Origin of the sequence: Catellatospora coxensis (assembly GCF_016862635.1) — a bacterium.
Classification (GTDB): Bacteria; Actinomycetota; Actinomycetes; order Mycobacteriales; family Micromonosporaceae; genus Catellatospora; species Catellatospora coxensis.
Genome location: NZ_BONI01000029.1, coordinates 29764 through 53877, shown reverse-complemented (window position 1 = coordinate 53877; position 24114 = coordinate 29764). Strand labels below are relative to the sequence as shown.

The window sequence follows — 24114 nt, the reverse complement described above, 5'->3', positions numbered from 1 at the left end:
GGTAATCGCCGGGCCACCCGGCCCGTTTCCGGGCGTACGCCGGTTTACAGCGGTGGAGCGGGCCGCGGCGGCCCGCCGGATCGCTGGAGGCGCCCCTTGTCCCGGTTCATCGACGGCGTCTGGTCGTGGCTGGTCGCCGCGGCCGCCGAGACCTCGTGGCGCGAGCTGATGCCGCTGGGCCTGGCCGGCGCGTTCGTATGGGGGCTGTGGTTCTACCGGGTGCTGCTGTCCCGGCTCGACCGGCCGGTCCTCAACGACTTCCGCACGTCGGTGTCGGTGGTGGTGCCGTCCTACCGCGAGGATCCGGACATCCTGCTGGAGTGCCTGCGCAGCTGGCTCGCCCAGAACCCCGACGAGGTCGTGCTCGTGCCCGACGTCGGCGACACCGAGGTGCTGCGGCGGCTGGCCGACGTCGAGGACCCGCGGCTGCGGGTGCTGCCGTTCACGCACCGGGGCAAGCGCTCGGCGCTGGGTGTCGGCATCCGCGCCGCCCGCGGCGAGCTCGTCGTGCTGGTGGACTCCGACACGCGCTGGCAGCGCGGGCTGCTGGCGGCGGTGCAGATGCCGTTCGCCGACCCGACCGTCGGCGGCGTCGGCACCCAGCAGAACGTGCACCAGCGCGCCACCAGCGTCTGGCGGCGGGTCGCGGACTGGCTGGTCAACCTGCGCTACTACGACTACGTGCCGGCGATGGGCCGGGCCGGGGCCGTGGCGTGCCTGTCCGGGCGCACCGCGGCGTACCGGCGGTCGGTGGTGCTGCCCGTGCTCGACCACCTGGAGAACGAGTTCTTCCTCGGCCGGCGCTGCGTGGCCGGGGACGACGGCAGGCTGACCTGGCTGGTGCTGGCCTCGGGCTACCGCACCGTGCACCAGTCCTCGGCGCGGGCCATGTCGATGTTCCCGTCGACGCTGCGGGCCTTCGTCAAGCAGCGGGTGCGCTGGAGCCGCAACTCCTACCGCTGCTACCTGACCGCGCTGTGGAAGGGCTGGCTGTGGCGTACCCCGCTGATCACGAAGATCACCGTGCTGCAGATCCTGCTCACGCCGGTCACCATGGGCATGGCCCTGGGCTACCTGCTGCTGTCCCGGCTGGAGCTGAGCCCGCGCGGCGCGATCGTGGTGCTGTTCTGGCTGCTGGTCGGGCGCGGCATCCGCGGCTGGTCGCATCTGCGCCGCCATCCGCGGGAACTGCTGATGCTGCCGCTGGTCGCGGCCGTGGTCATCGGAATCTCGCTACCGATCAAGCTGTACGCGTTCGCGACCATGAACCGGCAGGGCTGGCTGACCCGCGGCGCGGACCGGATCGGCGGCGACGGCCAGGGCGCGAGCACGCTGTCCCCGCCCACCCGTGCCCGGCGCCGCGCCGTGGCCGTCTCGTCGGACGCCGCATGAACCGGCCCCGGGCAGCCGCGCCCTTTCGGCGGGTCGCGTCCGCGCTCGCCGGTGCCGCCACGGCCGCCGTGCTGCTCGCCGCGTTCGGCGCATCCGCCGCGCCCTCGTCCGCGGCCCGACCCGCGGCCCATCGCGCCGCCGCCGCCGAAGCCGCGCCGGCCGATGCCGAGCGGCAGGCCGCGCTGGTGGCGGCCGAGGACCGGTGGCTCAACCAGGTCAGGGCGGTCACCGCGGTCGCCCCGCTGCGTGATCTGCTCAGCCGGGCCCCGGGCAGCACCACGCAGAAGTGGGACCGGCCCTACCGGCTCGACACCGCCGGCGGCTACACGCTGGTGCTGACCGCGCGCACCGCCGCGTACACGGTCGACGACCTGCTGCGGCTCGCCCCGCAGACGTTCGTCCGCCAGCAGCAGGGCGCGTACCTGCTGACCGAGAACATCTACCTCAACTCCGGGGCGCGGCTGAAGCTGGCCCACCCCGGCGGCCTGGAACTGCGCCTGGCCAGCCGCAGCAGCGGCTTCGTGGCGATCGTGTCGTTCGGCGGCGGCCTGACCCTGGCGGGCACCAAGCAGGCCCCGGTGCGCGTGACCAGCTGGGATCCGCGTACCGGCAAACCCGACACCGACGTCCGTGACGGACGGGCCTACCTGCGGGCGATCGGCGGCAACTTCGCCATGAGCCATGCCCGCGCGTCGCATCTCGGGTTCTGGAGTGGCCGCACCGGCGGGGTCAGCCTGACCGGCACCGACCGGCCCGACACCGGCGCGGTCGAGGGGCCGAGCGCCGCGACGCCCGGCCGGATCCTGCCCGGCGAGGTGCGCATCTCGTCCGGGGGCCGGGTGGCCAGCCCGGACAGCCGGTTCACCGTGCCGAGCCTGTCCTACGTGTCCGGGACCATCGGCAACAGCGAGTTCGTCGGCAACGCGTACGGGCTGTTCGTGTCCAGCGCCGACGGTATCAAGATCACCGACACGAAGGTGCGCGACAGCCTGCAGCACGGCCTGGTGCTGCACCGCTTCGCCACCAACGCGGTCATCGAACGCACCGTGTCCCAGCACAACGGCGGCGACGGCTTCCTGCTGTCCCGGGCCACCCAGCAGGTCCGCATCACCAACACGACCGCCGAACGCAACGGCGGCAACGGGTTCACCCTCAGCGGGCGGCCGCTGGCCGACGGGCCCTCGGCGTCCGGCCAGTCCACCGCCAGCTACGGCGCGAACACGGTCTCGCACAGCACCGCCCGCGGCAACGGCCACTACGGCTTCGAGATCCTGGGCGGGCTGAACGTCAGCATCCAGGAGAACCAGATCGAGGGCGGCGACATGGGCATCGTGGCCCGGCTCGGCACGCGCGACCTGACCCTCACCGCCAACCGGCTCTCCGACCAGCGCCGCCAGGCGATCGCGATCCGCGACGGCGTCGCCGGGGCCCGCATCACCGGCAACCTCATCGAGAGCACCCGGACCGGGGTGTACGTGCGCGACTCCGTCGCCGAGGTGCGCGGCAACACCATCCACGACGCGAACAGCCACGGCGTCACCTTCGTCGGCGCGGTCGGCGGCTCGGTCGCCGCCGGCAACGCGATCACCGGCATCGGCCCCAGCGCGGTGGACACCGGCCGCGCCGAGGGCAGGCTCACGGTGCGCGACAACCAGACCGACGCGTGGCTGGACACCAGCACGCTGTGGGCCCGGGTGCGCCACTACGCCAGCCCGATGACGCTGCTGTGGACCGCGATCCTGCTGCTCATCGTCGTGCTGGCGTTCCGCCGCCGCCCCGACGACCACGGCCACCCGTACGCGGCGACCAAACCGCTGTTCCCCGGTGGGCCGTCGCCGGGGCGGTCCGAGCCCGGCCGGCCCAGCCCGCGCGAGACGGCCCGTGGCCGGGCCCGGGTGGTGATGGCCGAATGACCGCACCGTCCCCGCGCCGGCCGAGCCCTCGGCACGCCTCGCCCCGCCCGGCCTCGCCGGCGCGCGTCGCGGCGGCCGACGGAGTCCGCCTCGGGTCACGTCGGCGCGGCCGGGGTCCAATGCTGCCGTTCGTGGCGACGTCCCTGCTGGCGGGGATGGTCGTGCTGCTGCTCATGGCGCTGGGCGGATGCCTGGGACCGCATCCCGGTGCGGCGTCCGGAGCCACCCCGGCACCCGACGCCGGCCGAGCCGGGTCCGCCGCGGGCTCGACGCCGAGCCGGGCCACGGCGGCCTGCCCGCCCGCGACGGTGACCGTGGCAGACGGGTCGGCGCTGGCCGGCGCGCTGGCGCGGGCCCGGCCGGGGGACAGTATCAGGCTCGCGGACGGGGTGTACGCGGGCCGCTTCGCCGCCACCGTCGCCGGCACCGCTGGAAAACCCGTGCACCTGTGCGGCGGACGCGGCGCGGTGCTCGACGGCGGGGGCACCGGCCACGGGTACGCCCTGCACCTCGACGGCGCGGACCACTGGCGGCTGACCGGGTTCACGGTCCGCAACGCGCAGAAGGGCGTCATGCTCGACCGCACCAGCCACGCCGTGCTCACCGGCCTGACCGTGGAGCACGTCGGCGACGAGGCGGTCCACCTGCGCGCCTTCAGCTCCGACAACCTGGTGCGCGACAGCGTCGTACGCGACACCGGCCTGCGCCGGGCGAAGTTCGGCGAGGGCGTGTACGTCGGCACCGCGCAGAGCAACTGGTGCGACGTCACCGCCTGCGAGCCCGACCGCAGCGACCGCAACGTGATCCGCGGCAACCGGATCAGCGCCACCACGGCCGAACCCGTCGACGTCAAGGAGGGCACCACCGGCGGGACCATCGAGGCCAACACGTTCGACGGCGCGGCCATGACCGGCTCGTACGCCGACTCGTGGGTCGACGTGAAGGGCAACGGCTGGCTGATCAAAGCCAACACGGGCCGGCACTCGCGCGGCGACGGCTTCCAGACCCACCGTGTCGCCGACGGGTGGGGCGACCGCAACGTGTTCACCGCCAACACCGCCGCCGTCGACGGCCCGGGCTGGGGATTCCACCTGACGCCCGTCGCCGGCAACGTCGTCGCCTGCGACAACACCGTCTCCGGCGCCGCCAAGGGCTTTGCCGACACGGACTGCCGCCGGACATGGTGAAGCCCGGGAGACTGTCCTTCTCCCGGGCCTCGGGGTGCCACCGAATTGCACACACCAGTACGTTTAAGCGAACGGGTCAGTATCAAGACCCCGTGTCTCTACCGTTTGGACTACCGCCCCAGGAAGAGGAGCGGGCCGGGCTCGAACCGGCACCCCGGGGATTTCGCCCGTACGCGGTCGACCTGGTGTTCGGCGGCGAATGCTGAGTCTGGAGCGAGAATCTGAGTTTGATCGCGGCTGCCTCTGCCAGTTGGGCTACCCCCGCAGGTGGTGCAGGGGGTGGGACTCGAACCCACACTGTCACCGCGTTGTTCAGCTTCGGCTTCAGCTTCAGCTTGCGCTCCTCGCGCACCCCCGCCCTCCGGCGGGGGAGTCTCGTCAGGCGAACAGGTAACCGAAGACGCGGTCGCCGACGTGCTTGTCGACCGCCTCGGCGTTGTTGGCCTCCTCGCGGGCGAACTTGACCGCCTGCTGCAGCTTCTCCACCCGCTCCAGCAGCGTCGACACCCGCTTGGCCGGCAGCGCGCCGGAGAACTTCACCGTGGTCCAGTAACCCACCGCGATGTCCTCGTAGTACACCTCGACCTGCGCCGGGTGCTTCTCGGTCGCCTCGGCCTTGACGTGGTTGCGGGGCACCTTCTTGGTGCGGATGGTGCGCACCGGCTCGGTGGACCAGCAGTCGGCGGAGTCACTGAACACCCACGACTCGGCGGCGTCCAGCACCGGCAGCTTCTTGACGAAGGTGTGCAGGTCGGTGAGCTGCTTCTCCAGGAACAGCAGGTACGTCACCGGCACGTCGGACAGCAGCACCCGGTCGTCGACGACCACGTCGGCGCGGGCCGTGCAGTTGGTCGCGTCCTTGGTCGCGGTCACGTCGAACAGCCGCGACAGGGTGACGCCGATCTGGCGCAGCACGTCCTCGGCGCGGGTCTGCACCTTCGTGGACTCCGGCGGCAGCTGCTCGCCCTCCTCGTCCTTGGCCTGGTATGTCCTCGAGATGCCCGACAGCAGCGCCGGCTTCTGCACGGCGTGGTGGGCCTCGGTCAGGTCCTGGAACGAGCGGCTCTTGATGCCCTTCTCGACCGCGATGATCTGGTTCAGCTTCGCCATCAGTGTTCCTCCCGGCGAGTGACGCTAGACGATCACCCGGTCGGGCGGCAATCGGGATTCCGACCGTGCGAACTCAGTTGATCAAGTACGGTGAACTCCTGGTGGAGTCGGGGGTGGTCGGCCGTGGTGATCGGCTTTGCGATGCTGGCCACCGGATTCGTCTTCGTCTGCGGCGCCAACGACGGCGCGGCCCTGCTCGCCCTCGCCCTGCGCCAGCGCGAACTGCCCCTCTACGGCGTGCTCGCCGTGCTGCTCGCCGCGATCATCGCCGGACCGGCCCTGTTCGGACTCGCGGTCGCGCACACCTTCACCGACCGCCTCGTCGACGCCGGCGGCGTCCGGGGACCCCTGGTCGTGCTCGCCGGGGTCGGCGTCGCGCTGGCCCTCGTCCTGACCCTGGCCTGGCGCGGGGTGCCGACCAGCGTGACCCTGGCCGTGCTCGGCGGCCTGGCCGGGGTCGGCGCCGGGCTGGGCGTGCCGCCCGCCTGGTCCACCCTGGCCGTCGTGCTCGCGGTCGCCGCGCTCGCCCCGCTGCTCGGCGGCGGCCTCGGCTACCTGCTCGGCCTGGCCGCCCGTCGCCTGCCCACCACGTCCCGGCTGCCCCGCGCGATGCGGTACGCGCACGTCACCGCGTTCGCCGGGCAGAGCCTCGCCTACGCCGCCAACGACGGGCAGAAGATGTTCGCCGTCGTCGGCGTCGCGCTCGGGGTCGCCCACCGGGCCCCCGGCATGCAGGCCCCGCCGCTGCTGCTGCTGTGCGCGACGGCGCTGGTGTTCGCGGCCGGGGCGGTGCTGAGCCTGCGGCGCATGGCCCGGGGCGCGGCCGGCGGGCTCACCCCGCAGCGCCCGTGGACCCTGGTCACGGCCGGGGTCGCGTCGGCCACCGCGGTGTTCGGCAGCGCGGGCATGGGCGTGCCCGTCAGCATGACCCAGTCCGCCACGGCGGGGCTGGTCGGCGCGGGAGCCAGCACCGGCGTACGCCGCATCCGCTGGCAGTTCGCCACCCCCGTGCTGACCGCCTGGCTGGTCACCGTCCCCGCCAGCCTCACCCTCGGCTACGCCGCGGGCCTGGCTTTGCGGAGCACGCTGTGATCAGGCTGCGGCGGGTGCTCGACGACCTCGCGGGGCGCGCCCCGAAACGGGTGCTGGCGATCGTGCTCGCGCAGATCGACGCCGCCCTGGAAGGGGTGGCGCTGGCCGTGATGGTGACCATCGGCGAGATCGAGCCGCCGCTGGCCCGGCTGCGCATCGCCGAGATCGAGCACGACGGCGACGCCCACCGCGGCCGGCTGGTCGCCGAGCTGGCCGCGACGCTGGCCACCCCGATCGACCGCGAGGACCTGTTCCGGCTGTCCCGCTCCGTCGACGACGTGCTCGACCACCTGCGCGACTACGTGCGCGAGACGGACCTCTACGGCGTACGCCTGGACCACCACGCGGTGGCGATCCTGGAGCAGGTCGCCATCGGCCTGCGCGACCTGCGCCGGGCGCTGGACCGGCTGGTCGACCGCCCGGTCGAGGCGGCGGAGGCGGCGCTGGCCGCGCACAAACGCTCCGGCCGGGTGCGCCACCTATACGCCCAGGGTCTGGCCGAGCTGCTCAGCGGCGAGGTCACCGGTCCCGTGCTCAAGCAGCGCGAGCTGCTGCGCCGCCTCGACGTGGTCGGGCTGCGCCTGGCCGAGTGCGCCGACGCGCTCGCCGACGCGATGCTCAAACGCAGCCTGTAGCGTTCACTTGTCGTTCGCGCCGGGTCCCACCCAGCGGCCCAGCGGCCGGTCGGTGCTGTTCTCGTCGTCGTCCTTCTTGGACCGGTCGAGTCCCGCCAGCAGGCCGGCCAGGCCGCCGCTGCCGATGCCGCTCTTGGAAAGGCGCTGGTCGAGCTCGGTCGGGCCACCCGAACCGGCGTCGGTCAACGCCAGCATCTGGGCGGCCTCGTCTGGGCTCAGGCCGTACTCGGCGCTGACCTCGTCGGGGTTGGTGCGGGCGTGCGCGGCGAACTCGGGATCGATCGCCATGCGCTCGACGACCTCAGGGAACCGGGACATGATCAAGGTCCTTTCGCTGGGTGGTCCATTGTGCGGTCTTGGTGGGACATCGTCCACACCCGGTCACCATGGCGACGGTCACGTGACAGCGCGGCTTTGCGGCATCATGGGGACTTCGACGGGGAGGTTCGACGATGAGGCTGACAGTCGTGGGGTGTGCCGGGTCGGTGCCCGGCCCCGACAGTGCCGGGTCCTGCTACCTGGTCGAGCAGGACGGGCACCGGGTGCTGCTCGACGTGGGCACGGGTGCGGTCGGCCCGCTGCAGCGCCACTGCGATCCGGCGGCCCTGGACGCGGTGCTGATCTCGCACGCGCACGCCGACCACTGCTCCGACCTGAGCCCGATCGCGTACGTGCGGGACCGGGTCAAGGCCGCGCCGCTGGACGTGTACGGCCCGGCGAACCTGCGCGACGAGCTGAACTGGCGGCACCCCGCGCCGCAGTTCACGTTCCACGACCTGCCGTCGGAGCCGCCGCGCCTCGGGTCGCTGCGGGTCACGGTCGCGGCGGTCGAGCACGGCATGGAGTCGTACGCCTTCCGGGTCGACGACACCCTCTGCTACACCGGCGACACCGCCCCCTGCGAGTCATTGGACAAGCTGGCCCAGGGCTGCGAGGTCCTGCTGGCCGAGGGCGCGGGCTTCGACGACACCGGCGTGCCGCGCCACCTCACCGCCGGCGACGCCGGTCGACTCGCCGCCCGCGCCGGAGCCAAGCTACTGATCCTGACCCACCTGCGCTCCTGGCTGGACCACGGCCGCCTCCTCGCCGAAGCCGCCCAGCACGCAGGCTGCCCCGTCATCCTCGCCCACCCCAACCTCCGCCTCCAGCTGTGAAGAAAGGAAGGGCACCTTCACAACGCCATGCGTTGTAGAAGGTGCCCTTCCCAACATCTGATGTCGCGGAGCTGCGGTTTGTGGCCCGCAGGCGGGTTGCGGCGGTGCGGGTCACCGACGGCGGTCCAGGCCGGCGAGCTGCCAGGCCAGGCGGCGGCGGAAGGCGGCGCTGCGGCCGAGCAGCCCGAGCACCAGGTTGCGAGCCGGTCGCCAGTACGCGGGCATGGTCGCCAGCGTGGTGAGCCGCCCGGCGAAGGTGACGACCTTGCGGGCGTGCGCCTGGTGCGCGGCGGCGTACCCGTCGAGGATCTCGGGTGAGGCCCCCTGGAGCACGCGGGACAGCGCCTCGCCGAGCGCGGCCGCGTCGTCGATGCCGAGGTTCATGCCCTGCCCGCCGGCCGGGGAGTGGACGTGGGCGGCGTCGCCGGCCAGCAGCACCCGGCCGTGGCGGAACGTGTCGGCGACGCGGTGGTGCACCCGGAACCGCGAGCCCCACACCACCTCGCGGACGGCGACCGGCGCGGCCTTCGGCCCGCGGGTGTCGAGCAGCTGCTGCACGAACGCGACGTCAGGCACTTCTGGGGCACTGTCCACGGTCGCGACGATGCGGAACGTCCCGTCGGGCAGCGGCGCGACGACGACCATCCCGGCGGGGGAGAAGTACAGCACGACCTCCGCGTCGGAGACCGCGCCGTCGAGCCGGACGTCGGCGAGCGAGAACGACTCGGCGTACGTGCTGCCGGTGAAGCCGATCCCGGCGTTCTGGCGGACCGTGCTGTGCATGCCGTCGGCCCCGATGAGGTAGGCCGCGCGGATCTGCCGCCCGCCGTCGAGGGTGGCGGTGACGCCGGTGTCGTCCTGCCGGACGGCGGTCACCGTGGCCGGGCGCAGCACCGTGCCGCCGAGTTCCTTCAGCCGGGCCAGCAGCACGGCCTCGGTCTCCGCCTGGGAGATCATCAGCGTGTACGGGAACGGCGTCGGCAGCCCGCCGAACGGCACCGGCACGAGCAGCCGGTCGCGGTCGCGGATGGTGAACCGCGCCGCGTGGATGCCGCGGGCCGTCAGCTCCTCGGTGACGCCGTAGGGCTCCAGCACCTCCAGGGTGCGGGCGTGCACCACCGCGGCGCGGGACGTGTTGGCGCCCTCGGCCTGCGTGTCGACGACGGTGACGGTGTGTCCGCGCTGGGTCAGCGCGACGGCGGCGGTGAGTCCGGCGGGGCCGGCTCCGACGATCAGGATGTCGACGGTCGGGGTGGACATGGTTTCCTCCAGGTCAACGATCGTTGGCCAACGCTTGTTGACTTCGACGGTAGACCCGGGCCGGGTTGATTGTCAACAAGTGTTGGCCTACAGTTGTTGACATGCGGCGTACCTCGGAGGAAACGAAGTCGATCATCCTGGCGGCGGCGCGCGAGCGCTTCGCCGCAGACGGCTACGAACGCGCCACCATCCGGTCCATCGCCGCCGACGCGAAGATCGACCCGGCGATGGTGATGCGCTACTTCGGCAGCAAGGAGAAGCTGTTCGCCGCGGCCGCCGAGTTCGACCTGCGGTTCGACGCCCTGGCCGAGGTGCCGCGCGAGCGGCTCGGGGCGGAGTTCGTCCGGCACTTCCTGCGCCAGTGGGAGGCCGGCGAGTCACTGCAGGTGCTGCTGCGCACCGGCATCACCAACGACGGCGCGGCCGAGCGCATGCGCGAGATCTTCGCCGGGCAGCTCGCCCCGAAGATCGCCCAGCTCACCGGTGACCCGGCGAGCGCGCCGGTGCGCGCCGCGATGGTCAGCGCGCAGATGCTCGGCATCGGCCTGGCCCGCTACATCCTGGAGTTCCCGCCGGTCGTGGCCATGTCCGAGGACGACCTGGTCACCTGGCTCGGCCCGACGATCCAGCGCTACCTCACCGCCGATTGACCGACCGTGCCGTGTCGGCACGGGCGCGATCGCGAGAACATCACCTGATGCTGGATGAACAAAGTGCGATCGCGGCGGCCGCCCGGTACCTTGCGCGGCAGATTCCGAGCGGCGTCGGCGAGATCCGGGTCTGGCCCGAGCGCGCCTTCCTCGACGGCCACCGGCTCATCGTGCCGTACAACACCGTCGATCTCATCGATCACGGCATTGAGGACGCCGAGCTGGGGGGCAACGGGCCGATCTGCGTCGACCTGAGAAGCGGCGACTGCGACTTCCTGTCCTGGGAAGCCATATGGGAGTACAAGGACAGGGGATTCGTCGTGTGACCGCCAGGCCCCACCGGCTGCGGCCGGATCAACTCATCCGCTCCAGCCACGGTCGGCTTGCCTCGCCGAAGGGCTCGGTGTGCGCGCGTACCGCCGCCAGCAGCTCTTCGGCGTTGCGCCGCGCTCCGGCGACGACGTCGTCGGGGTAGCCGAACAGGATCCGGTGCTCGTCGAACTCGTCCTCGTCGAGCAGTTCCACCGCGCCGGTCTCGCGGCGGCGGACCACGTCGAGGTCCAGGTCGATGGAGACGACCTCGTCCGGGCCGTGCCACACGGGCCGGTCGGACACGTCGATGTAGATCTCGGTGCGGTGCGGGGCGGCGTTGAACGCGGCCACCCAGTCGCCCTCGTGCGGGATCAGCACCACGTGCGCGACCGGGAAGAACACGGCCGGTTCCGCGCCGCGCCGCCACGGCGTGTGCGTCGTCGCGCCCAGCCAGACGCCGTGCTCGTCCTCGCCGAGCCGGGGCATGGTGGCGTGCCAGTGCAGGCGGCCGTCGTACTTGCGGGCGACTACGCGCACGTCGCCGGGCCGCGGCGCGAGGTCCTTCTCCAGCCAGTGCCGGGCGTACGGGTTGCCGTTGTAGTCGCCGATCTCGTGGTAGCCGCCGGTCCGGTACAGCTGGAGGGCTTCGGGCTGGCGGTCGCCGGTGTCGAGCCGGATGCGCCGGTAGCCGCGCCGCCGGGCGACGTCCTCCAGCTCGACCATCATCGTGCGGGCCAGGTTGCGTCCGCGCGCGGCGGGGCGCAGGAACACCCGCCGGACCTCGGCGCTGTGGTCGTCGCACCGGCGCAGGCCGCCGCAGCCGATCGGTTCGTCCCCGTCGTACATCACCAGCCAGGTGCCGTCCGGCGCGCGCAGCTCCGCGAGGTCCAGGGCCGGGGCCGCGGCCGTGCCGGACCGCTCGTAGCGGGCGCCGATGTCGGCGAGGAACTCGGCGGTCAGCTCCCGCGACACGTCGTCGTCGGGGTCCTGCACCGTGATGCGCACCTGTGGCACGTAGATCCTCCCTCGTCCGGCTCCAGGTCGAGAATGCCGTATCGACGCCGGTCAGCCCACGCCACCCCGATCATCCGGTGTGGACGGCACGGATTGGTCCCCGGATCGGGGCAACATCCGGCGGTGGTGGACCCGTCCTCAGGGGGAGTGGGCGGCGCGGCGCGTCGCCCGTCGAGAGGAGCGCCCTGTGTCCCAGCGCCGCCGCCGTGCATCCGCCAAAGCCGCCCCGCCGTCCGCTCGCCGCCGCCGCGCGCCGCTGTGGAGCATGCTCGCCGTGACGTTCGGGGCGCTGCTGATGATGATCTCCGGGGGGAGCCTGATCGTGGTCAAGTCCTTCGCCGACACGCTGCGCGACAGCGTCGAGGTCGCCGCGCCGGAGGTGCTCGCGGGGCCGTCGGGGTCGGCCGCGCCCGACGCGAAGGCGCTCAAGGGCGCGTTCGACATCCTGCTGCTGGGCATCGACACCCGGTCGGGGCAGAAGGCCGACAACGCGCGGTCGGACACCATCATGATCGTGCACGTGTCGGCCTCGCACCGGGAGGCGTACCTGCTGTCGGTGCCGCGCGACGTGCGGGTCAACGTGCCGGGCCACGGCTATCGCAAGGTAAACGGCGCGTTCCAGGCCGGGTTGGGGCCCAAGGGCGACTGGGCGGGCGGGATGAAGCTCGCCGCGCAGGTGATCGGCAAGCTGACCGGGATCACGTTCGAGGCGGCGGTGGTCGTGGACTTCAGCGGCTTCAACAAGGTCATCAAGGCGCTGGGCAGTGTGCGCATGTGCGTGGAGGCCGACACCAGGTCGATCCACCACTTCATGGTCAAGGGCAAGCCGAAGTACGTCGGCGGTATGCAGGACGACAAGGAGGCCAACGCCTATTCGCGCAACACCGGCAACGAGCGGTACGTGCACCGGAAGGGCTGCCGGGACATGCAGGACTGGGAGGCGCTGGACTTCGCCCGGCAGCGCTACCTGCCGGACAACTCGCTCGACTACGGCCGCCAGCGCCACCAGCAGCAGCTCATGCAGGCGATGATGGCGAAGGCGACCTCGGCAGGGGTGCTCACCGACATCGGCAAGGTCAACAATCTGATCCGGGCGGCCGGCGAGTCGATGCTGATGAGCCTGCCCCGGGGCATGGACATCATCGACTTCTTCTTCGCCATGCAGGACATCGCCGCCGCCGACCTGCTGTCGCTGAAGACCAACGGCGGCTGGTACAACGGCTACGAGATCAACGGCGAGTCGTTCGAGGACCTCAACGACCTGTCCAAGCTGATGTTCAAGGCCGCCTCGCTCGACAAGCTGGGCGAGTTCGTCATGCTCAACCCGATCGTCGTCAACAAGAAGGTCTAGCGGTAGCCGGTGACGTCGGCCGGCTTGCCCGGGTCCTGGACCTCGACCAGGTAGCGCCAGCAGTCCGGCCGGCTGCCGTCGAGGTCGGTGAACCCGTACTCCCGCGCGAGCTGCCCGCTGGAGACCGACTGGCCGTTCCACCGGGCGACCTGCGGGTCGGCGGCGAGCGCCGCGACGGCGCGGCCGGTGTACGCCGGGGACTCGGAGATCGCGAAGTGGGGTTGCGCGGCGACGGCGTCGCGCCAGTTGGCCTCGGTCACGCCGTAGTGCTCCAGCATGATCTCCGAGCGCATCCAGCCGGGGGTCAGCGCGACGGCGGTGGCTCCGTACGGCGCGAGTTCCTTGCCCTGGGCGAACGCCATCCGCAGCACGGACGTCTTGGCCAGGTCGTAGAAGAAGCCGACCCGGTAGTTGGCGCGGTTGTACTCCTCGGTGCCGTCGGTCATCCCCACCACCAGGCCGCCGGGCTGTTTGATCAGCAGCGGCAGCGCGTAGTGGCTGGTGATGATGTGGGTGTCGACGGCCAGCCGCAGGATGCGCCGGCCCGTCTCCAGGTCGTCCTCCCACAGCTTCTTGTCCCAGCTGAACAGGTTCTCGGCGCCCCAGATGGCGTTGACCAGGACGTCGAGACGGCCCTGCTCGTCGTCGATCCGCCGGATCAGCCGCTCGACCTGCTCCGGGACCAGGTGGTCGACCTGCACCGGGATCGCGGTCCCGCCGGCGGCGCGGACCAGCTCAGCCGTCTCCTCGATCGTCTCGGGGCGGTCCATCTCCGAGCGCTGCGCGCCGGTGCTGCGCCCGGTCAGGTAGACCGTGGCCCCCTGCGCACCCAACTGCACGGCGATCTGCCGCCCCGCACCCCGCGTACCACCCGCGACCAGTGCGATCCTGCCTGCCAACGTGTCGTCCATGAGTCGATCCTGTCAGCGAACCCTGACAGCTCCTGTCATGTTTGGCCGGCGATGTCAGTTCGGGTCTGGTCGGGCGCGGCGTGCTTCGTGCTCGGCGATGCGCGCTCGCATTCGCTCGATGCCGTCGGCGGTCAGCTCGTGGCCTGTGTCGGCGAGCAATCGCCGGGTCGCGGCGAGACGTTCCTGGCGGCTCCACCGGTCCTGGGCTTCGTTTCGCGCGTCGTCGGGCAGGGGGCGCAGATCCTTCTCCAGTCGGTGCAGCGTGGGCGCGCTGGCGTCGACGGGCCGGTAACCCGTCGAGTGGTACAGGCCCAGCGCTTCCGGCTGGCGGTCGCCGGTGCTCAGACGTATCCGGGTGTAACCGAGCTCGCGCGCGGTGTCCTCCAGCTTGGCCAGCAGCAAGCGGCCGGCCTGCCGCCCCCGGGCCGCCTCTCGTACGTACACCCATTTGATCTCGCCGGTGTGCTCGTCGAGCCCGCGCAGGCCACCGCAGCCGATCGGCTGGCCGCCGTCGTACACCACGACCCAGGCCGCGCCGGGCGCGTCGAGCACCGGCAGTTCGCTGGTCTCCGCGTCGGCGCTGAAGTCCTGCTCGGGGTAGCGGCGGGCCAGTTCGGCGACGAACTCCCGTCGCAGGTCACGGGAGTCGATGGTGCCGGTATGGCACCGCTCGATCCGGATCCTGGCCCACATGGCGTCCTCCTCGTCCGGCCGGAGTGCGCGCCGCACCGTTGCGTGAACGGTACGGCGCGCACCGGCTCGTGGTCACTCGGTGGCGCGCACCGCGGCGGTGACATGGGCGACCGCGCCGGACAGCGGGATGCGCTCGGTGTGGCCGGTGGCCCGGTCGGTGAACTCGACGGTGCCCTCGGCCAGCCCGCGGGCGGCGACCGTGATGCGGTACGGCACACCGATCAGCTCGATGTCGCTGAACTTCACCCCGGGGCGTTCGGCCCGGTCGTCGAGCAGCACGTCCATGCGCTGCCCGCGCAGCCCGGCGTACAGCGACTCGGCGGCCGAGACGACGTCGTCGGCGTTGCCGAGCACCGCGATCGCGACGTCGAACGGCGCGACCGTCACCGGCCACACGATGCCCTTGTCGTCGTGGTGCGTCTCGACGATCGCCGCCAGCGCGCGTTCGACGCCGATGCCGTAGCAGCCCATGACCGGGTTGACCCGCTCGCCGTCGGCCCCGAGCACGGTGACGCCCAGGGTCTCGGTGTAGCGGCCGCCGAGCTTGAAGATGTGCCCGATCTCGACGGTGCGCAGCACGTCCAGGGGCTGCTCGCAGCGGGCGCAGGGTTCGCCGGCGACGACTTCGCGCAGGTCCGCCCAGCGGCTGACGGCGATGTCGCGGTCGACGTCGACGCCGCGCAGGTGTACGCCGTCGCGGTTGGCGCCCGTGGTCATGTCGCGGCGGCCGCGCAGGGCGAGGTCGGCGAGGATCGGCAGGCCGGTGACGCCGACGCCGCCGAGGCTGCCCGGCAGCGCGCCGAGGGCCTCGCGGATCTCCTCGGGGTGGGCGGGGCGCACGTTCACCGCGGCCAGGGTGTCGATGAGCTTCTGCTCGACCAGGGCGTGGTCGCCGCGCATGAGCACGAGGGTGAGCTGGTCGTCGACGACGTACACCAGGGTCTTGACCTGGCGGTCGGCGGTGACGCCGAAGCCGGTGACCAGGTCCTCGATGGTGCGCACGGCCGGGGTGTCGAACGCCTCGGGCGCGCTCAGGCCGTCGCCGTCGGCGACCTGGGGCAGGTGCGAGGTGGCCTTCTCCACGTTCGCGGCGTACCCGCAGGCGCAGTGCACGACGATGTCCTCGCCGGCGGCGGTCGGGCACATGAACTCGATCGAGTCGCTGCCGCCCATGATGCCGCTGGAGGCCTCGACCGGGATGGCGGGGATGCCGAGCCGGGCGAAGATCCGCGTGTACGCCTCGTGGTGCAGGTCGAAGGACCGGTCGAGCCCGGTGCCGTCGACGTCGAAGCTGTAGGAGTCCTTCATGGTGAACTCGCGGACCCGGATCAGGCCGCTCTTGGGGCGGGGCTCGTCGCGGAACTTCGTCTGGAACTGGTACCAGCGCTGGGGCAGGTCGCGGTAGGAGCGCAGCTCCTGGGCGATGGTCGTGAAGATCTCCTCGTGGGTCATGCCCATCGCGACGTCGACGCCCTTGCGGTCGGTCAGCCGGAACATCTCCGCGCCGATCTTGTCCCAGCGGCCGCTCTTCTGCCAGACCTCGGCCGGCTGCATGGTGGGCAGCAGGAACTCCTGCGCGCCGATGCGCGACATCTCCTCGCGGATCACCTCGATGATCTTCGCGCGGACCCGTACGGCCAGCGGCAGCAGCGAGTAGTGGCCCGCCATCAGCTGCCGGATGTAGCCCGCGCGCAGGAGCAGCCGGTGGCTGACGGCGTCCGCCCCCGCCGGGTCCTGGCGGAGGGTCGGGACGTAGAGCTCTGACCAGCGCATTACACGTACACCTGCACTCTCTGCCTGTCGGACCGGCGGCGTGCCCGCCGGGCGATCCGCCGATCCTATGAGCAGGGCGTACGCGGTACGAGCCGTTTACGGCGTGGCGCGGTCCTGCATCTCCCAGGCGTGGTCGAGCACGTGCCAGGCGATCCGGCGGGCCGCGTAGGAGTGCGGCCAGCCGCCGCGCGGCGGCGGGGCGCCGTCCGTCGGGCTGCCCAGCACCTCCAGGACCTCGGCGCGCAGCGCCGCGGTGTCGCCGGGCGCGAGGTGCCGGACCCCGATCCGGCGGGCGTACGACACCTCCGCGGCGATCACGTGCTCGACCATCCGGTCCCGGTCCCGCCCTCCGCCGCGCGGACCTTTGCGCAGCTCGGCAGGGGTGACCGCGACGACGTCGGCGAAGACGTCCCAGGCGGCCCGCACGAGCGCGGCCTGCCGCTGCGCGGTGTCGTGGTCGCGTGGGGCGAAGTCGGCGGACGCGGGCTGCTCCGGCGCGCCGAAGTCGGTGGTCGAGCCGCCGCGCACGCGCTCCACCACGCGTACGTCACCGGGCTCGAACGGGATCTTCGCCCGCTCGGCGACGACCGCGTAGCGCTCGGCGTAGGAGGTCAGCGCCGCGAGGGCGTGCTGCGCGTCACGCCCGGAGCGGCACCAGCCGGGCCACTCCAGGGCGCACGCGAAGATCCGTTTTGAGCCGAGTTCCAGGTATATGGCAGCCACATGGACATACTGACATGCCTGAACGGCTAGGCCAGGATGTCGTACCGTACGGTCGTCACTCCGCTGCTCAGATTCGCGATCTCGGCGAAGGCGGCCCGGGACAGGTCCAGGCAGCGGCCGGTGATGTAGGGGCCGCGGTCGTTGATGCGTACCACGACGGACTTGCCGTTGGCGGTGTTGGTGACCCGGACCCGGGTGTTGAACTTCAGCGACTTGTGCGCCGCGGTCAGCGCGTCCGGGTCGAAGGTCTCGCCGTTGGCGGTGCCCTGCGGTTCGTCGTAGTAGGACGCCTTGCAGGTGCCGGAGTCGAGCACCGTGGCGGTCTCGGTCGGCGAGGCGGGGGCGTTGCGGTTGCCGCGGGACGGGCGCTGCGGGGCTTCGCGGCGGGCGTCGGTGACCTTCGGTGACGGCGACGGGGTCGCGGCGGTCTCTCCGGCGGCGGCGGTGGGATCGTTCTGCTGGGGTTCGGCGGCCACTTCGGCGGCGATCAGACCGCCTCCGACCAGGACGGCCGTGGCGACGGTGGCGGTGGCGAACGGGGCGAGCCTGCGACGGGGCTTACGGGGCAGTGAATGTCGGCCGGGCAAGGTGCTGACCTTCCGTAGGCAACAGGACGGGCGCCGGTCGCCACGTTCACGCGAACCGGGGCCGAAGCCGACCGTATCGAGGCGTACGCATGGCATGTCAAAAGGATCGAGCATATTGGGTGCTTTTGCCCCACAAGGTTCGCCCGATCGAACGACACGCCCCCGCGGCCCGCCACCCGCCGATGATCCGTTTTTGTGGACGCCTGCCGCTGCTATAGCGACGTCCATCGTCCACAAAAACGGATCAAGCCCAGCCGCGACAGCGATGGCCTAGGCCAACCGGCGGTGGAGCCACGATGTGCGCCGCTCAATAGCGGTCAGCCGCCGCGGCGTTCGCGGGCGCGGGCGGCGACCTGCTTGGACAGGACGGACAGCCCCGTCGCGATGATCACCGTGTTGAACAGCATCTGCACGATCACCAGGCCGCGGGCGATCTGGCCTTGCGCGTGTACGTCGCCGAACCCGACCGTGGCCAGCGTGGACAGCGCGAAGTACAGCGCGTCCACACGGGTGTTCAGGTCGACGAACTCCCCTGGGGCGTGGAAAGCGAGGAGGTAGTCGGCCATCGCGAAGAACAGCACGCCCGCGACCAGGGCGGTGAGCAGGCCGGTCAGCGGGACCTCGGTCTGATCGAGCTGGCGGCTGACCTGGCGCAGGATCAGCACCACGGCGAGTACCAGGCCGATCAGCGTGAGCAGGACCCGCAGGACGAGTTTCCACAGGCTGTCGCTGGTGTCGGTGGGGACGACGAAGTACAGGGCCAGTAGCAGCAGGCTGTTGATCAGCGACTGGATGATCGGGCGCCGAGATGTGACCGACATGTCGGTATTGTCGCCGACATCGAGTCGATCCCTGCAACGCGCCGCGACGAGCGTTCCGGCCAGGGCAGCCGGCTCGCCGCGGTGCTAGCGGAAACGCACGGTCAGGGATGTTGAGATGGCCTTCGGCTTCCGCGCGTCAGCCGGCGGCCACCCGGAAGCCGATGTTGCCCGCCGAGCTGTCGGGTGTGTTGGCGGAGCGGGCCGCGATGCGGTAGCGGTTGCAGTACGACTCGTGGCACATGTGCGAGCCGCCGCGCATCACCCTCGCCGTGCCCTCGGCCGGCCCGGTCGGATCGACCCGTGGGCCGGTGGCGTGGAAGTCGACGCTGAACCAGTCCGCGCACCACTCCCACACGTTGCCCGCGACGTTGTACAGGCCGTACCCGTTGGGCCGATAAGACTTCACCGGTGCGGTGCCCAGGTGCCCGTCGGCGGCGGTGTTGCGGGTCGGGAACTCGCCCTGCCAGATGTTGCACAGGTGCCGCCCACCCGGGGTCAGCTCGTCGCCCCACGGGTAGCGGGCCTGCTCCAGGCCGCCCCGGGCGGCGTACTCCCATTCGGCCTCGGTCGGCAGCCGGGTCCCCGACCAGTCGCAGTAGGACTGGGCGTCGTGCCAGGACACGTGCACCACGGGATGGTTCTGCAGCGCGCCGACGTCGGAGCCGGGCCCGTACGGCCGCCGCCAGTCGGCTCCGGGCACCACCGCCCACCACGGCGCGGCCTGCACCCGCTGCGCCTGCCGGGCGGACTGCGGTGGCAGGAACCCCTCGAAGACGAACGAGAACCCGAACCGCTCGGCGTCGGTGACGTGCCCGGTGGCCTTCACGAACGTGGCGAACCGGGCGTTGGTGACCGTCGTCGGGTCGATGCGGAACGGGCGCAGCTCGATCTCGCGGACCGGTCCCTCGCCGTCGGCGGGGAAGCCCTCGGCGTCGTCGGTGCCCATCAGAAACCTGCCACCGGGTATGGCCACGGTGCGCCCGGCGGCCCGGGTCGGCGTGCCAGTGTGCGGGGCGGCCGTCGCGTGAGCATGGGTCCGGGCGGGCGTCGCCGTGTGGGCTGCTGCCGCGCCGACGCTGTTCGCGGGGCTCGCCGTGAGCGTGAGCAGGGCAGGTCCGCCGACGTCCGCCGAGGGTGCGCAGCAGGCGGGAGGATGGGCGGCCATGGTGCTCCTTCCTGGAACCCGGCGGCGGGGTCGGACCCACCGCCGGGATGGTGCCGGTGATGTCAGGGTGCGGTGCTGCCGGAGCTGACGCGGTCGGCGGCCAGTTGCGCCGCCAGGGCGGGAATGCCCAGTGCCTGTTCCTGGGCGGGAGTGGCGTTGTGGAGCTTGTTCACCAGCTGATGCGGGTCGTTGACCAGGTCGTAGTACTCGCGGAACAGGACCGCGCCGGAGCCGGTCGGCAGGCCGTTGTTGTCGGTGTGTAGCTGGTAGTACTCGGTGTACTGCTTGTTCGCGCCGATGTACGACGCCCAGGTGAGCGGGCCGCCGGTGCCGGTGCCGTGCTTGAAGAACTCGGTCAGCACGCGGGTCCGCCGGTGGGAGCCGAGCAGGGAGTGCCCGTCCTGCGGATACTGCGTGTCGGGGGTGATCCCGGCCGCGTCGAGGATGGTCGGCGCGATGTCGATGTTGGCCGCGAGCCGGTTGTCGTTGGTGCCGGTGTCCAGGCCGCCGGCCGGCCAGGACACGAAGAACGGCACCTCGACGACAGGAGTGTAGGGCACCGACTTCTTGGTCCAGCCGTGGTCGCCCCAGGCGAAGCCGTTGTCGGCGATGAAGAAGACCAGTGTGTTGTCCAGCTGGCCGAGGGCTTCGAGCTTGTCGTGCACGGCCTGCACGGCGTCGTCGACCGACAGCAGGGTGCGCAGCTGGTTGGTACGGATGTTGCGGCCGTCGGCGAGCGTGCCGGTGGCGTCCTGGATGAAGCCGGGCTTGTCGCTGCGGTCGGCCTCGGGCACCGACGGCCGGCCGTCCCAGGCGGGCACGGCCGTGTCGGCGTACTTGCCCTCGGGGGTGTTCGGGCCGTGGGAGGCGTACGGGGCGAGGTAGAGGAACCAGGGGCGGGTGTCGGCGACGCTGCGGTCGAGGAAGCTCAGCGCCCGGTTCTTCACCACGGTGGTGGTGTAGTTGTTGATCGTCTGCACGGTGCCGTCGACGTTCCAGGTGCCGTTGTTGAACGTCGGCGGGGCGAGCACCGCGAACTCGTCGAAGTGGGGCGGGTTGTCGTCGACGTCCCAGCCGTTGAGGTACTTGCCGTACAGGCCGGTGCGGTAGCCGGCCTGCTGCAGGTAGCGCTGCACGGTGGAGTGGTGGTTGAGGTTCGCGGCGTGCTGGTTGCCGCGTACGCCGTGGTTGTGCGCGTACTGGCCGGTGAAGATCGAGGAGCGGCCCGGCGCGCACAGCGGCGTGGTCGCGTGCCCGCGGGTGAACTCGACGCCGCCGCCGGTCAGCCAGGCCCGGGTCTTCGGCAGCGCCCAGGCCGTCTGCTTCGGGTGGTCGTCGGTGACGATCACGAGGACGTTCGGCCTGGTGTCGGCGGCCTGCGCGGCGGCCGTGGGCCAGCCGGCGGCCGCGGACGCGCCGGCCGCGGCGGTGGCCGCGAGCAGGGTGCGCCGCTTCAGTGAGGGGGTGCTCTCGGACATGGGCTTCCTTTCGTACGCGCACGGCGGAGCGACGCCGCGCAGCAGGAGGTGCCCGGCGTACGGCCGGGTGAAGGGGGAGCGGGCGGCGGTGGCGGTGCCACGCGGCCGCGGTCAGCCGCCGTGGGGCAGGCCGGGTGCGCAGGTCAGCGCAGACAGAGGGAACTCGCCTGCCGTCGCAGATCGACGTGCCGGCGGGCCGTCAACAAAGGCCTGCGCTCCATGCGTTCGAGCCTAGGAAGCGCCGCCGAGGATCTCAAGAAACTCAATATTTCGTGATTGTGGAACTTGTGAACGGCCCGGCTCGCGCTGGGCGGCGGCTCGCGGTCAGCGCCGGCGGGCGGAGGCGTCGATTTCGGCGTTGGCCTGCGCGACCTTGTCCGCGATCACCGCGCCGATCATGCCGAGCACGACGAGGTAGAGGGCGTGGAGCAGCGGGCTGGGCAGGGACAGCGCCGACAGCACGCTCCCGCCGGGCTCGAACGGCTGCCGGTCGAGGTGGAGCACGCCCTCGTCGTCGGTCATCGCGCTGGTCAGGATCCAGCTCTGGGCCAGGTTCGCGGCGACGTTGACGACGAGACCGAGCACCGGGACGAGCACCGGCTGCCGCAGTTTCAGCAGCCAGGCCGCGACTCCCGCCGCGACCAGCGCGACGAGGGGCACCGCCAGGTCGTGCGCGGCGTCGAAGCCGGCCACGTCGTCGCCGAGCAGGATGCCCACCAGGCCGGCGGCCAGGAACGCGGCGAGACCGACGAGCGCACCGCGGCCAAGGACCCGAAGCATGGCGTACGCACCTTCCCAGTGATCAACGACGGGCGTCATCATCCGCCCGGCCGCCCGGTTCGGCAAGGGGCACGGCTCACTCGGACTGGGCTGCCAGCCGGGCCCGGAGGAATACGAGTTCGGCCTCGGTGCCGATGGCGGGGCGGTCCTGCGGGTGGTCGACATACCAGCGGATGGTGTCGGCGACGAACCACGGGTCGGCGTCCCAGCCGAGCGGGATCAGCGGGTTCTTGACGAACACCGGTGACACGAGGTCGGGCTGGTCCAGGGGCAGGCCGAGGTTCTGCTCGTTGCGGCGGGGCCGCAGCGGGGTTCCGCGCCGCAGCGCCGCCCAGGGAATGGTCACCGAGCGCAGGTTGCGTACGCGTACACCGTCGGGCCGCAGTTCCAAGCGGGGCAGGTCGCACCAGGACAGCAGCGCGCCCCCGGCCGCGACCAGCGCGATCAGGATGTCGACGCCGATGCTGAACAGGCTCAGCTCGGCCCAGGTCTCGCCGGGGCCCGGCCCGACCAGGACCCCGGCGATCATGATCCAGAAGAGGTGGAGGCCGAGCCACTGCCGCGACGACGTGGTGAACGCGCCGGTCCGGACCTCGAACGTGGTCCGCTCCCCGCTCGGACGCAGCACCAGGAGCAGCAGCAATGCCATCGCCGCTCCGAACACGGTGAGCTCCATCAGGATCCCGATCGGCACCGGCCGGTCCGGGACGTTGCCGGCGACCACCTGCCAGCCGACCGTGAGCACGACGGTCAGCAGGATCAGGCCACGGGTGCGGGCGAGCCGGGAGGCGAACATGGCTCGGCATCGTACGTGCTGGTCGCACCACCCGGGTGCCCGCGTGGTCCGGGGCTCACGCCCGGGCGTTCGCGTGGCCGGTCGTGCGGGCCAGGGTGAGCACCTCCTCGACGCTCCACTGGTCGTCGGCGTGCTCGCCGTACTTGGCGGCCAGCACGGTGCCGTCGGGGCCGATGAGGAAGTCCGCGGGCAGGCCGAGGCGGCCGCCGGCCGGGCTGGTCGCGGGCAGGTGGGCCTTGCGCTGCGGCAGGAGCCAGAGGGCGACCGCGATGCCGCGCACGATTCCGGGCCAGGCGCGCGGGTCGAGCAGCGACCGTGCCCCGGCCTCGACGCCGAAGGCCCGGTACCACCGCTTGTCGCCGTCGGCGATGCAGGGGAAGGGCAGGTCGGTCACGTGCTCGAGCAGTTCGTCGGCTCCGGAGTGGAAGAACACGATCTCGCGGACGCCCGCCTCGGCGAGCCGGTCCGTGGCCCGTACGAAGGAGCGCAGGTGCAGGTGGCAGATCGGGCAGCCGGCGAAGCGCCGGAACTGCAGGTGGACGAGGCGGCCGGGGTGCGGGAAGCGCACCGGTTCGCCGGTGACGGCGAAGAGTTCTGCGGAGGGCGCCCGGTCGCCTGGTACGAGCTTGGCCATGAGTACACCTTTCGTAGGAGTACAACGTACGCCTACGAAGCTATAAGCGTATCTTGTACGCTGTCAAGCCGTGCCCCGCAAGCGATCCCTGACCACCGACCAGCTCGCCGCCGCCGCCCTGGCCGTGGTCGACCGCGACGGCCTCGCGATGCTGACGATGCGCGCCGTGGCGCAGGAACTGAACATGGGCACGATGTCGCTCTACCGGTACGTCAGCGACCGGGAGCAGCTCGAACGGCTGGTCGTGGAGCTGGTGCTGGGCGGCGTCGACTTCACCGTGCCCGACCTGCCGACCTGGCAGGAGCGCATCGCCGCGCTGTGCGAGCGCATCCGGCTGGCGGTGCACGCCCACCCGGCCATGGTCCCGCTGCTGCTGGTGCACCGGCACGCCTCCCCGGGCGTACGCCGCAGCGGCGAGGCGATGCTCAGCGTCCTGGCCGGGGCGGGCTTCTCCGGCGAGCGGCGCGTCATCGCGTTCCGCGCGCTGGTGAGCTACCTCATCGGCGCGCTGCAGGCCGAAGGGCTGGGGCCGCTGTCCGGCGCCGGCACCGACGTGCTGGCCACACTCGGCGAGCAGCACCCGCACCTGGCGGAGACGGCCGTGTCGGCGCGCGACGTGTCGCCGCAGCGCGAGTTCGGCGAAGGACTGGCCCTGCTGCTGCGCGGCCTCACCGCCTGATGCC

26 protein-coding genes are annotated in these 24114 nt (G+C 71.9%); 10 read left to right on the top strand and 16 right to left on the bottom strand.

Annotation, left to right across the window (positions count from 1 at the left end; genetic code table 11):
• The first annotated feature begins 96 nt into the window (after window positions 1-96).
• The 3 genes from Cco03nite_RS18330 to Cco03nite_RS18320 all read left to right on the top strand — a co-directional run bounded on the left by Cco03nite_RS18330 (window position 97) and on the right by Cco03nite_RS18320 (window position 4492).
• Window positions 97-1392 carry a glycosyltransferase gene (locus tag Cco03nite_RS18330; protein WP_203693345.1) on the top strand — a complete coding sequence of 432 codons (1296 nt, stop codon included), beginning with the start codon at window positions 97-99 and terminating at the stop codon, window positions 1390-1392.
• Window positions 1389-3305: a right-handed parallel beta-helix repeat-containing protein gene (locus Cco03nite_RS18325; protein WP_203693344.1), complete on the top strand. Its 1917-nt coding sequence runs from the start codon at window positions 1389-1391 to the stop codon at window positions 3303-3305. The genes Cco03nite_RS18330 and Cco03nite_RS18325 overlap by 4 nt, the downstream gene beginning before the upstream one ends.
• Window positions 3306-3436: 131 nt before the next feature.
• Window positions 3437-4492, top strand: coding sequence for a right-handed parallel beta-helix repeat-containing protein (locus tag Cco03nite_RS18320; protein WP_239167469.1), 1056 nt, complete (start codon window positions 3437-3439; stop codon window positions 4490-4492).
• Window positions 4493-4870: 378 nt separating this feature from the next.
• Here the strand turns inward: Cco03nite_RS18320 and Cco03nite_RS18315 are convergent, their stop codons facing one another.
• On the bottom strand, window positions 4871-5602 hold the full coding sequence (locus Cco03nite_RS18315) for a DUF7873 family protein (RefSeq protein ID WP_203693342.1): 732 nt from the start codon (window positions 5600-5602) through the stop codon (window positions 4871-4873).
• Between the two features lie 123 nt (window positions 5603-5725).
• Here Cco03nite_RS18315 and Cco03nite_RS18310 point away from each other — a divergent pair, with 123 nt between their 5' ends.
• Complete coding sequence (locus tag Cco03nite_RS18310; RefSeq protein ID WP_203693341.1) at window positions 5726-6694, top strand: inorganic phosphate transporter; 969 nt, start codon at window positions 5726-5728, stop codon at window positions 6692-6694.
• Window positions 6691-7329 (top strand): DUF47 domain-containing protein, encoded by a 639-nt coding sequence (locus Cco03nite_RS18305; RefSeq protein WP_203693340.1) that lies wholly within the window; start codon window positions 6691-6693, stop codon window positions 7327-7329. Before Cco03nite_RS18310 ends, Cco03nite_RS18305 begins: the two co-directional genes overlap by 4 nt.
• A gap of 3 nt (window positions 7330-7332) precedes the next feature.
• Here Cco03nite_RS18305 and Cco03nite_RS18300 read toward each other — a convergent pair whose 3' ends face one another.
• Window positions 7333-7647: a hypothetical protein gene (locus Cco03nite_RS18300; RefSeq protein ID WP_203693339.1), complete on the bottom strand. Its 315-nt coding sequence runs from the start codon at window positions 7645-7647 to the stop codon at window positions 7333-7335.
• 134 nt (window positions 7648-7781) lie between these two features.
• On the opposite strand from Cco03nite_RS18300, the gene Cco03nite_RS18295 reads away from it, so the two are divergent.
• Window positions 7782-8483 carry an MBL fold metallo-hydrolase gene (locus Cco03nite_RS18295; RefSeq protein WP_203693338.1) on the top strand — a complete coding sequence of 234 codons (702 nt, stop codon included), beginning with the start codon at window positions 7782-7784 and terminating at the stop codon, window positions 8481-8483.
• A gap of 111 nt (window positions 8484-8594) precedes the next feature.
• On the opposite strand, the gene Cco03nite_RS18290 is transcribed toward Cco03nite_RS18295, so the two are convergent.
• Entirely contained in the window at window positions 8595-9743 is a 1149-nt protein-coding gene (locus tag Cco03nite_RS18290) for an FAD-dependent oxidoreductase (protein WP_203693337.1), read from the bottom strand.
• Window positions 9744-9844: 101 nt separating this feature from the next.
• Here Cco03nite_RS18290 and Cco03nite_RS18285 point away from each other — a divergent pair, with 101 nt between their 5' ends.
• Both Cco03nite_RS18285 and Cco03nite_RS18280 read left to right on the top strand, forming a co-directional pair.
• Window positions 9845-10393 carry a TetR/AcrR family transcriptional regulator gene (locus Cco03nite_RS18285; protein ID WP_203693336.1) on the top strand — a complete coding sequence of 183 codons (549 nt, stop codon included), beginning with the start codon at window positions 9845-9847 and terminating at the stop codon, window positions 10391-10393.
• 47 nt (window positions 10394-10440) lie between these two features.
• On the top strand, window positions 10441-10719 hold the full coding sequence (locus Cco03nite_RS18280) for a hypothetical protein (protein ID WP_203693335.1): 279 nt from the start codon (window positions 10441-10443) through the stop codon (window positions 10717-10719).
• Window positions 10720-10747: 28 nt separating this feature from the next.
• Here Cco03nite_RS18280 and Cco03nite_RS18275 read toward each other — a convergent pair whose 3' ends face one another.
• The gene (locus Cco03nite_RS18275; protein WP_203693334.1) at window positions 10748-11719 is read right to left on the bottom strand and encodes a GNAT family N-acetyltransferase; all 972 of its coding nucleotides are present in this window, start codon (window positions 11717-11719) and stop codon (window positions 10748-10750) included.
• A 187-nt stretch (window positions 11720-11906) separates the two neighbouring features.
• On the opposite strand from Cco03nite_RS18275, the gene Cco03nite_RS18270 reads away from it, so the two are divergent.
• Window positions 11907-13070 carry an LCP family protein gene (locus tag Cco03nite_RS18270; RefSeq protein WP_203693333.1) on the top strand — a complete coding sequence of 388 codons (1164 nt, stop codon included), beginning with the start codon at window positions 11907-11909 and terminating at the stop codon, window positions 13068-13070.
• Here the strand turns inward: Cco03nite_RS18270 and Cco03nite_RS18265 are convergent.
• From Cco03nite_RS18265 to Cco03nite_RS18215, 12 genes are all read right to left on the bottom strand, one after another.
• The gene (locus Cco03nite_RS18265) at window positions 13067-13981 is read right to left on the bottom strand and encodes an SDR family oxidoreductase (RefSeq protein WP_203693332.1); all 915 of its coding nucleotides are present in this window, start codon (window positions 13979-13981) and stop codon (window positions 13067-13069) included. The genes Cco03nite_RS18270 and Cco03nite_RS18265 overlap by 4 nt on opposite strands.
• A 54-nt stretch (window positions 13982-14035) precedes the next feature.
• On the bottom strand, window positions 14036-14674 hold the full coding sequence (locus Cco03nite_RS18260; RefSeq protein WP_203693331.1) for a GNAT family N-acetyltransferase: 639 nt from the start codon (window positions 14672-14674) through the stop codon (window positions 14036-14038).
• Between the two features lie 72 nt (window positions 14675-14746).
• The gene (locus Cco03nite_RS18255; protein ID WP_203693330.1) at window positions 14747-16447 is read right to left on the bottom strand and encodes a proline--tRNA ligase; all 1701 of its coding nucleotides are present in this window, start codon (window positions 16445-16447) and stop codon (window positions 14747-14749) included.
• Window positions 16448-16543: 96 nt separating this feature from the next.
• On the bottom strand, window positions 16544-17170 hold the full coding sequence (locus tag Cco03nite_RS18250) for a hypothetical protein (RefSeq protein WP_203693329.1): 627 nt from the start codon (window positions 17168-17170) through the stop codon (window positions 16544-16546).
• 26 nt (window positions 17171-17196) lie between these two features.
• Complete coding sequence (locus Cco03nite_RS18245) at window positions 17197-17757, bottom strand: septal ring lytic transglycosylase RlpA family protein (RefSeq protein ID WP_239167468.1); 561 nt, start codon at window positions 17755-17757, stop codon at window positions 17197-17199.
• Window positions 17758-18074: 317 nt separating this feature from the next.
• Window positions 18075-18578 (bottom strand): potassium channel family protein, encoded by a 504-nt coding sequence (locus Cco03nite_RS18240; protein WP_203693327.1) that lies wholly within the window; start codon window positions 18576-18578, stop codon window positions 18075-18077.
• Window positions 18579-18714: 136 nt separating this feature from the next.
• A complete protein-coding gene (locus tag Cco03nite_RS18235; RefSeq protein ID WP_203693326.1) occupies window positions 18715-19743 on the bottom strand; it encodes a formylglycine-generating enzyme family protein in 1029 nt (342 codons plus the stop codon).
• A 62-nt stretch (window positions 19744-19805) separates the two neighbouring features.
• On the bottom strand, window positions 19806-21221 hold the full coding sequence (locus Cco03nite_RS18230) for a sulfatase family protein (protein ID WP_203693325.1): 1416 nt from the start codon (window positions 21219-21221) through the stop codon (window positions 19806-19808).
• Between the two features lie 143 nt (window positions 21222-21364).
• Window positions 21365-21442 carry a putative leader peptide gene (locus Cco03nite_RS43180; protein ID WP_360525240.1) on the bottom strand — a complete coding sequence of 26 codons (78 nt, stop codon included), beginning with the start codon at window positions 21440-21442 and terminating at the stop codon, window positions 21365-21367.
• 103 nt (window positions 21443-21545) lie between these two features.
• Window positions 21546-22001 (bottom strand): hypothetical protein, encoded by a 456-nt coding sequence (locus tag Cco03nite_RS18225; protein WP_203693324.1) that lies wholly within the window; start codon window positions 21999-22001, stop codon window positions 21546-21548.
• 76 nt (window positions 22002-22077) lie between these two features.
• Window positions 22078-22797: a hypothetical protein gene (locus Cco03nite_RS18220; protein ID WP_203693323.1), complete on the bottom strand. Its 720-nt coding sequence runs from the start codon at window positions 22795-22797 to the stop codon at window positions 22078-22080.
• A gap of 55 nt (window positions 22798-22852) precedes the next feature.
• Entirely contained in the window at window positions 22853-23431 is a 579-nt protein-coding gene (locus Cco03nite_RS18215) for a peroxiredoxin-like family protein (protein ID WP_203693322.1), read from the bottom strand.
• 70 nt (window positions 23432-23501) lie between these two features.
• Here Cco03nite_RS18215 and Cco03nite_RS18210 point away from each other — a divergent pair, with 70 nt between their 5' ends.
• Complete coding sequence (locus Cco03nite_RS18210) at window positions 23502-24110, top strand: TetR/AcrR family transcriptional regulator C-terminal domain-containing protein (protein ID WP_203693321.1); 609 nt, start codon at window positions 23502-23504, stop codon at window positions 24108-24110.
• Window positions 24111-24114: the final 4 nt, after the last annotated feature.

Coding starts and splice junctions, on each gene's coding strand:
- Cco03nite_RS18300 (WP_203693339.1), bottom strand. CDS start 7,647: ATGTCCCGGTTCCCTGAGGTCGTCGAGCGCATGGCGATCGATCCCGAG.
- Cco03nite_RS18265 (WP_203693332.1), bottom strand. CDS start 13,981: ATGGACGACACGTTGGCAGGCAGGATCGCACTGGTCGCGGGTGGTACG.
- Cco03nite_RS18260 (WP_203693331.1), bottom strand. CDS start 14,674: ATGTGGGCCAGGATCCGGATCGAGCGGTGCCATACCGGCACCATCGAC.
- Cco03nite_RS18230 (WP_203693325.1), bottom strand. CDS start 21,221: ATGTCCGAGAGCACCCCCTCACTGAAGCGGCGCACCCTGCTCGCGGCC.
- Cco03nite_RS18280 (WP_203693335.1), top strand. CDS start 10,441: ATGCTGGATGAACAAAGTGCGATCGCGGCGGCCGCCCGGTACCTTGCG.
- Cco03nite_RS43180 (WP_360525240.1), bottom strand. CDS start 21,442: ATGGAGCGCAGGCCTTTGTTGACGGCCCGCCGGCACGTCGATCTGCGA.
- Cco03nite_RS18235 (WP_203693326.1), bottom strand. CDS start 19,743: ATGGCCGCCCATCCTCCCGCCTGCTGCGCACCCTCGGCGGACGTCGGC.
- Cco03nite_RS18285 (WP_203693336.1), top strand. CDS start 9,845: ATGCGGCGTACCTCGGAGGAAACGAAGTCGATCATCCTGGCGGCGGCG.
- Cco03nite_RS18225 (WP_203693324.1), bottom strand. CDS start 22,001: ATGCTTCGGGTCCTTGGCCGCGGTGCGCTCGTCGGTCTCGCCGCGTTC.
- Cco03nite_RS18215 (WP_203693322.1), bottom strand. CDS start 23,431: ATGGCCAAGCTCGTACCAGGCGACCGGGCGCCCTCCGCAGAACTCTTC.
- Cco03nite_RS18290 (WP_203693337.1), bottom strand. CDS start 9,743: ATGTCCACCCCGACCGTCGACATCCTGATCGTCGGAGCCGGCCCCGCC.
- Cco03nite_RS18240 (WP_203693327.1), bottom strand. CDS start 18,578: ATGTCGGTCACATCTCGGCGCCCGATCATCCAGTCGCTGATCAACAGC.
- Cco03nite_RS18315 (WP_203693342.1), bottom strand. CDS start 5,602: ATGGCGAAGCTGAACCAGATCATCGCGGTCGAGAAGGGCATCAAGAGC.
- Cco03nite_RS18325 (WP_203693344.1), top strand. CDS start 1,389: ATGAACCGGCCCCGGGCAGCCGCGCCCTTTCGGCGGGTCGCGTCCGCG.
- Cco03nite_RS18295 (WP_203693338.1), top strand. CDS start 7,782: ATGAGGCTGACAGTCGTGGGGTGTGCCGGGTCGGTGCCCGGCCCCGAC.
- Cco03nite_RS18255 (WP_203693330.1), bottom strand. CDS start 16,447: ATGCGCTGGTCAGAGCTCTACGTCCCGACCCTCCGCCAGGACCCGGCG.
- Cco03nite_RS18220 (WP_203693323.1), bottom strand. CDS start 22,797: ATGTTCGCCTCCCGGCTCGCCCGCACCCGTGGCCTGATCCTGCTGACC.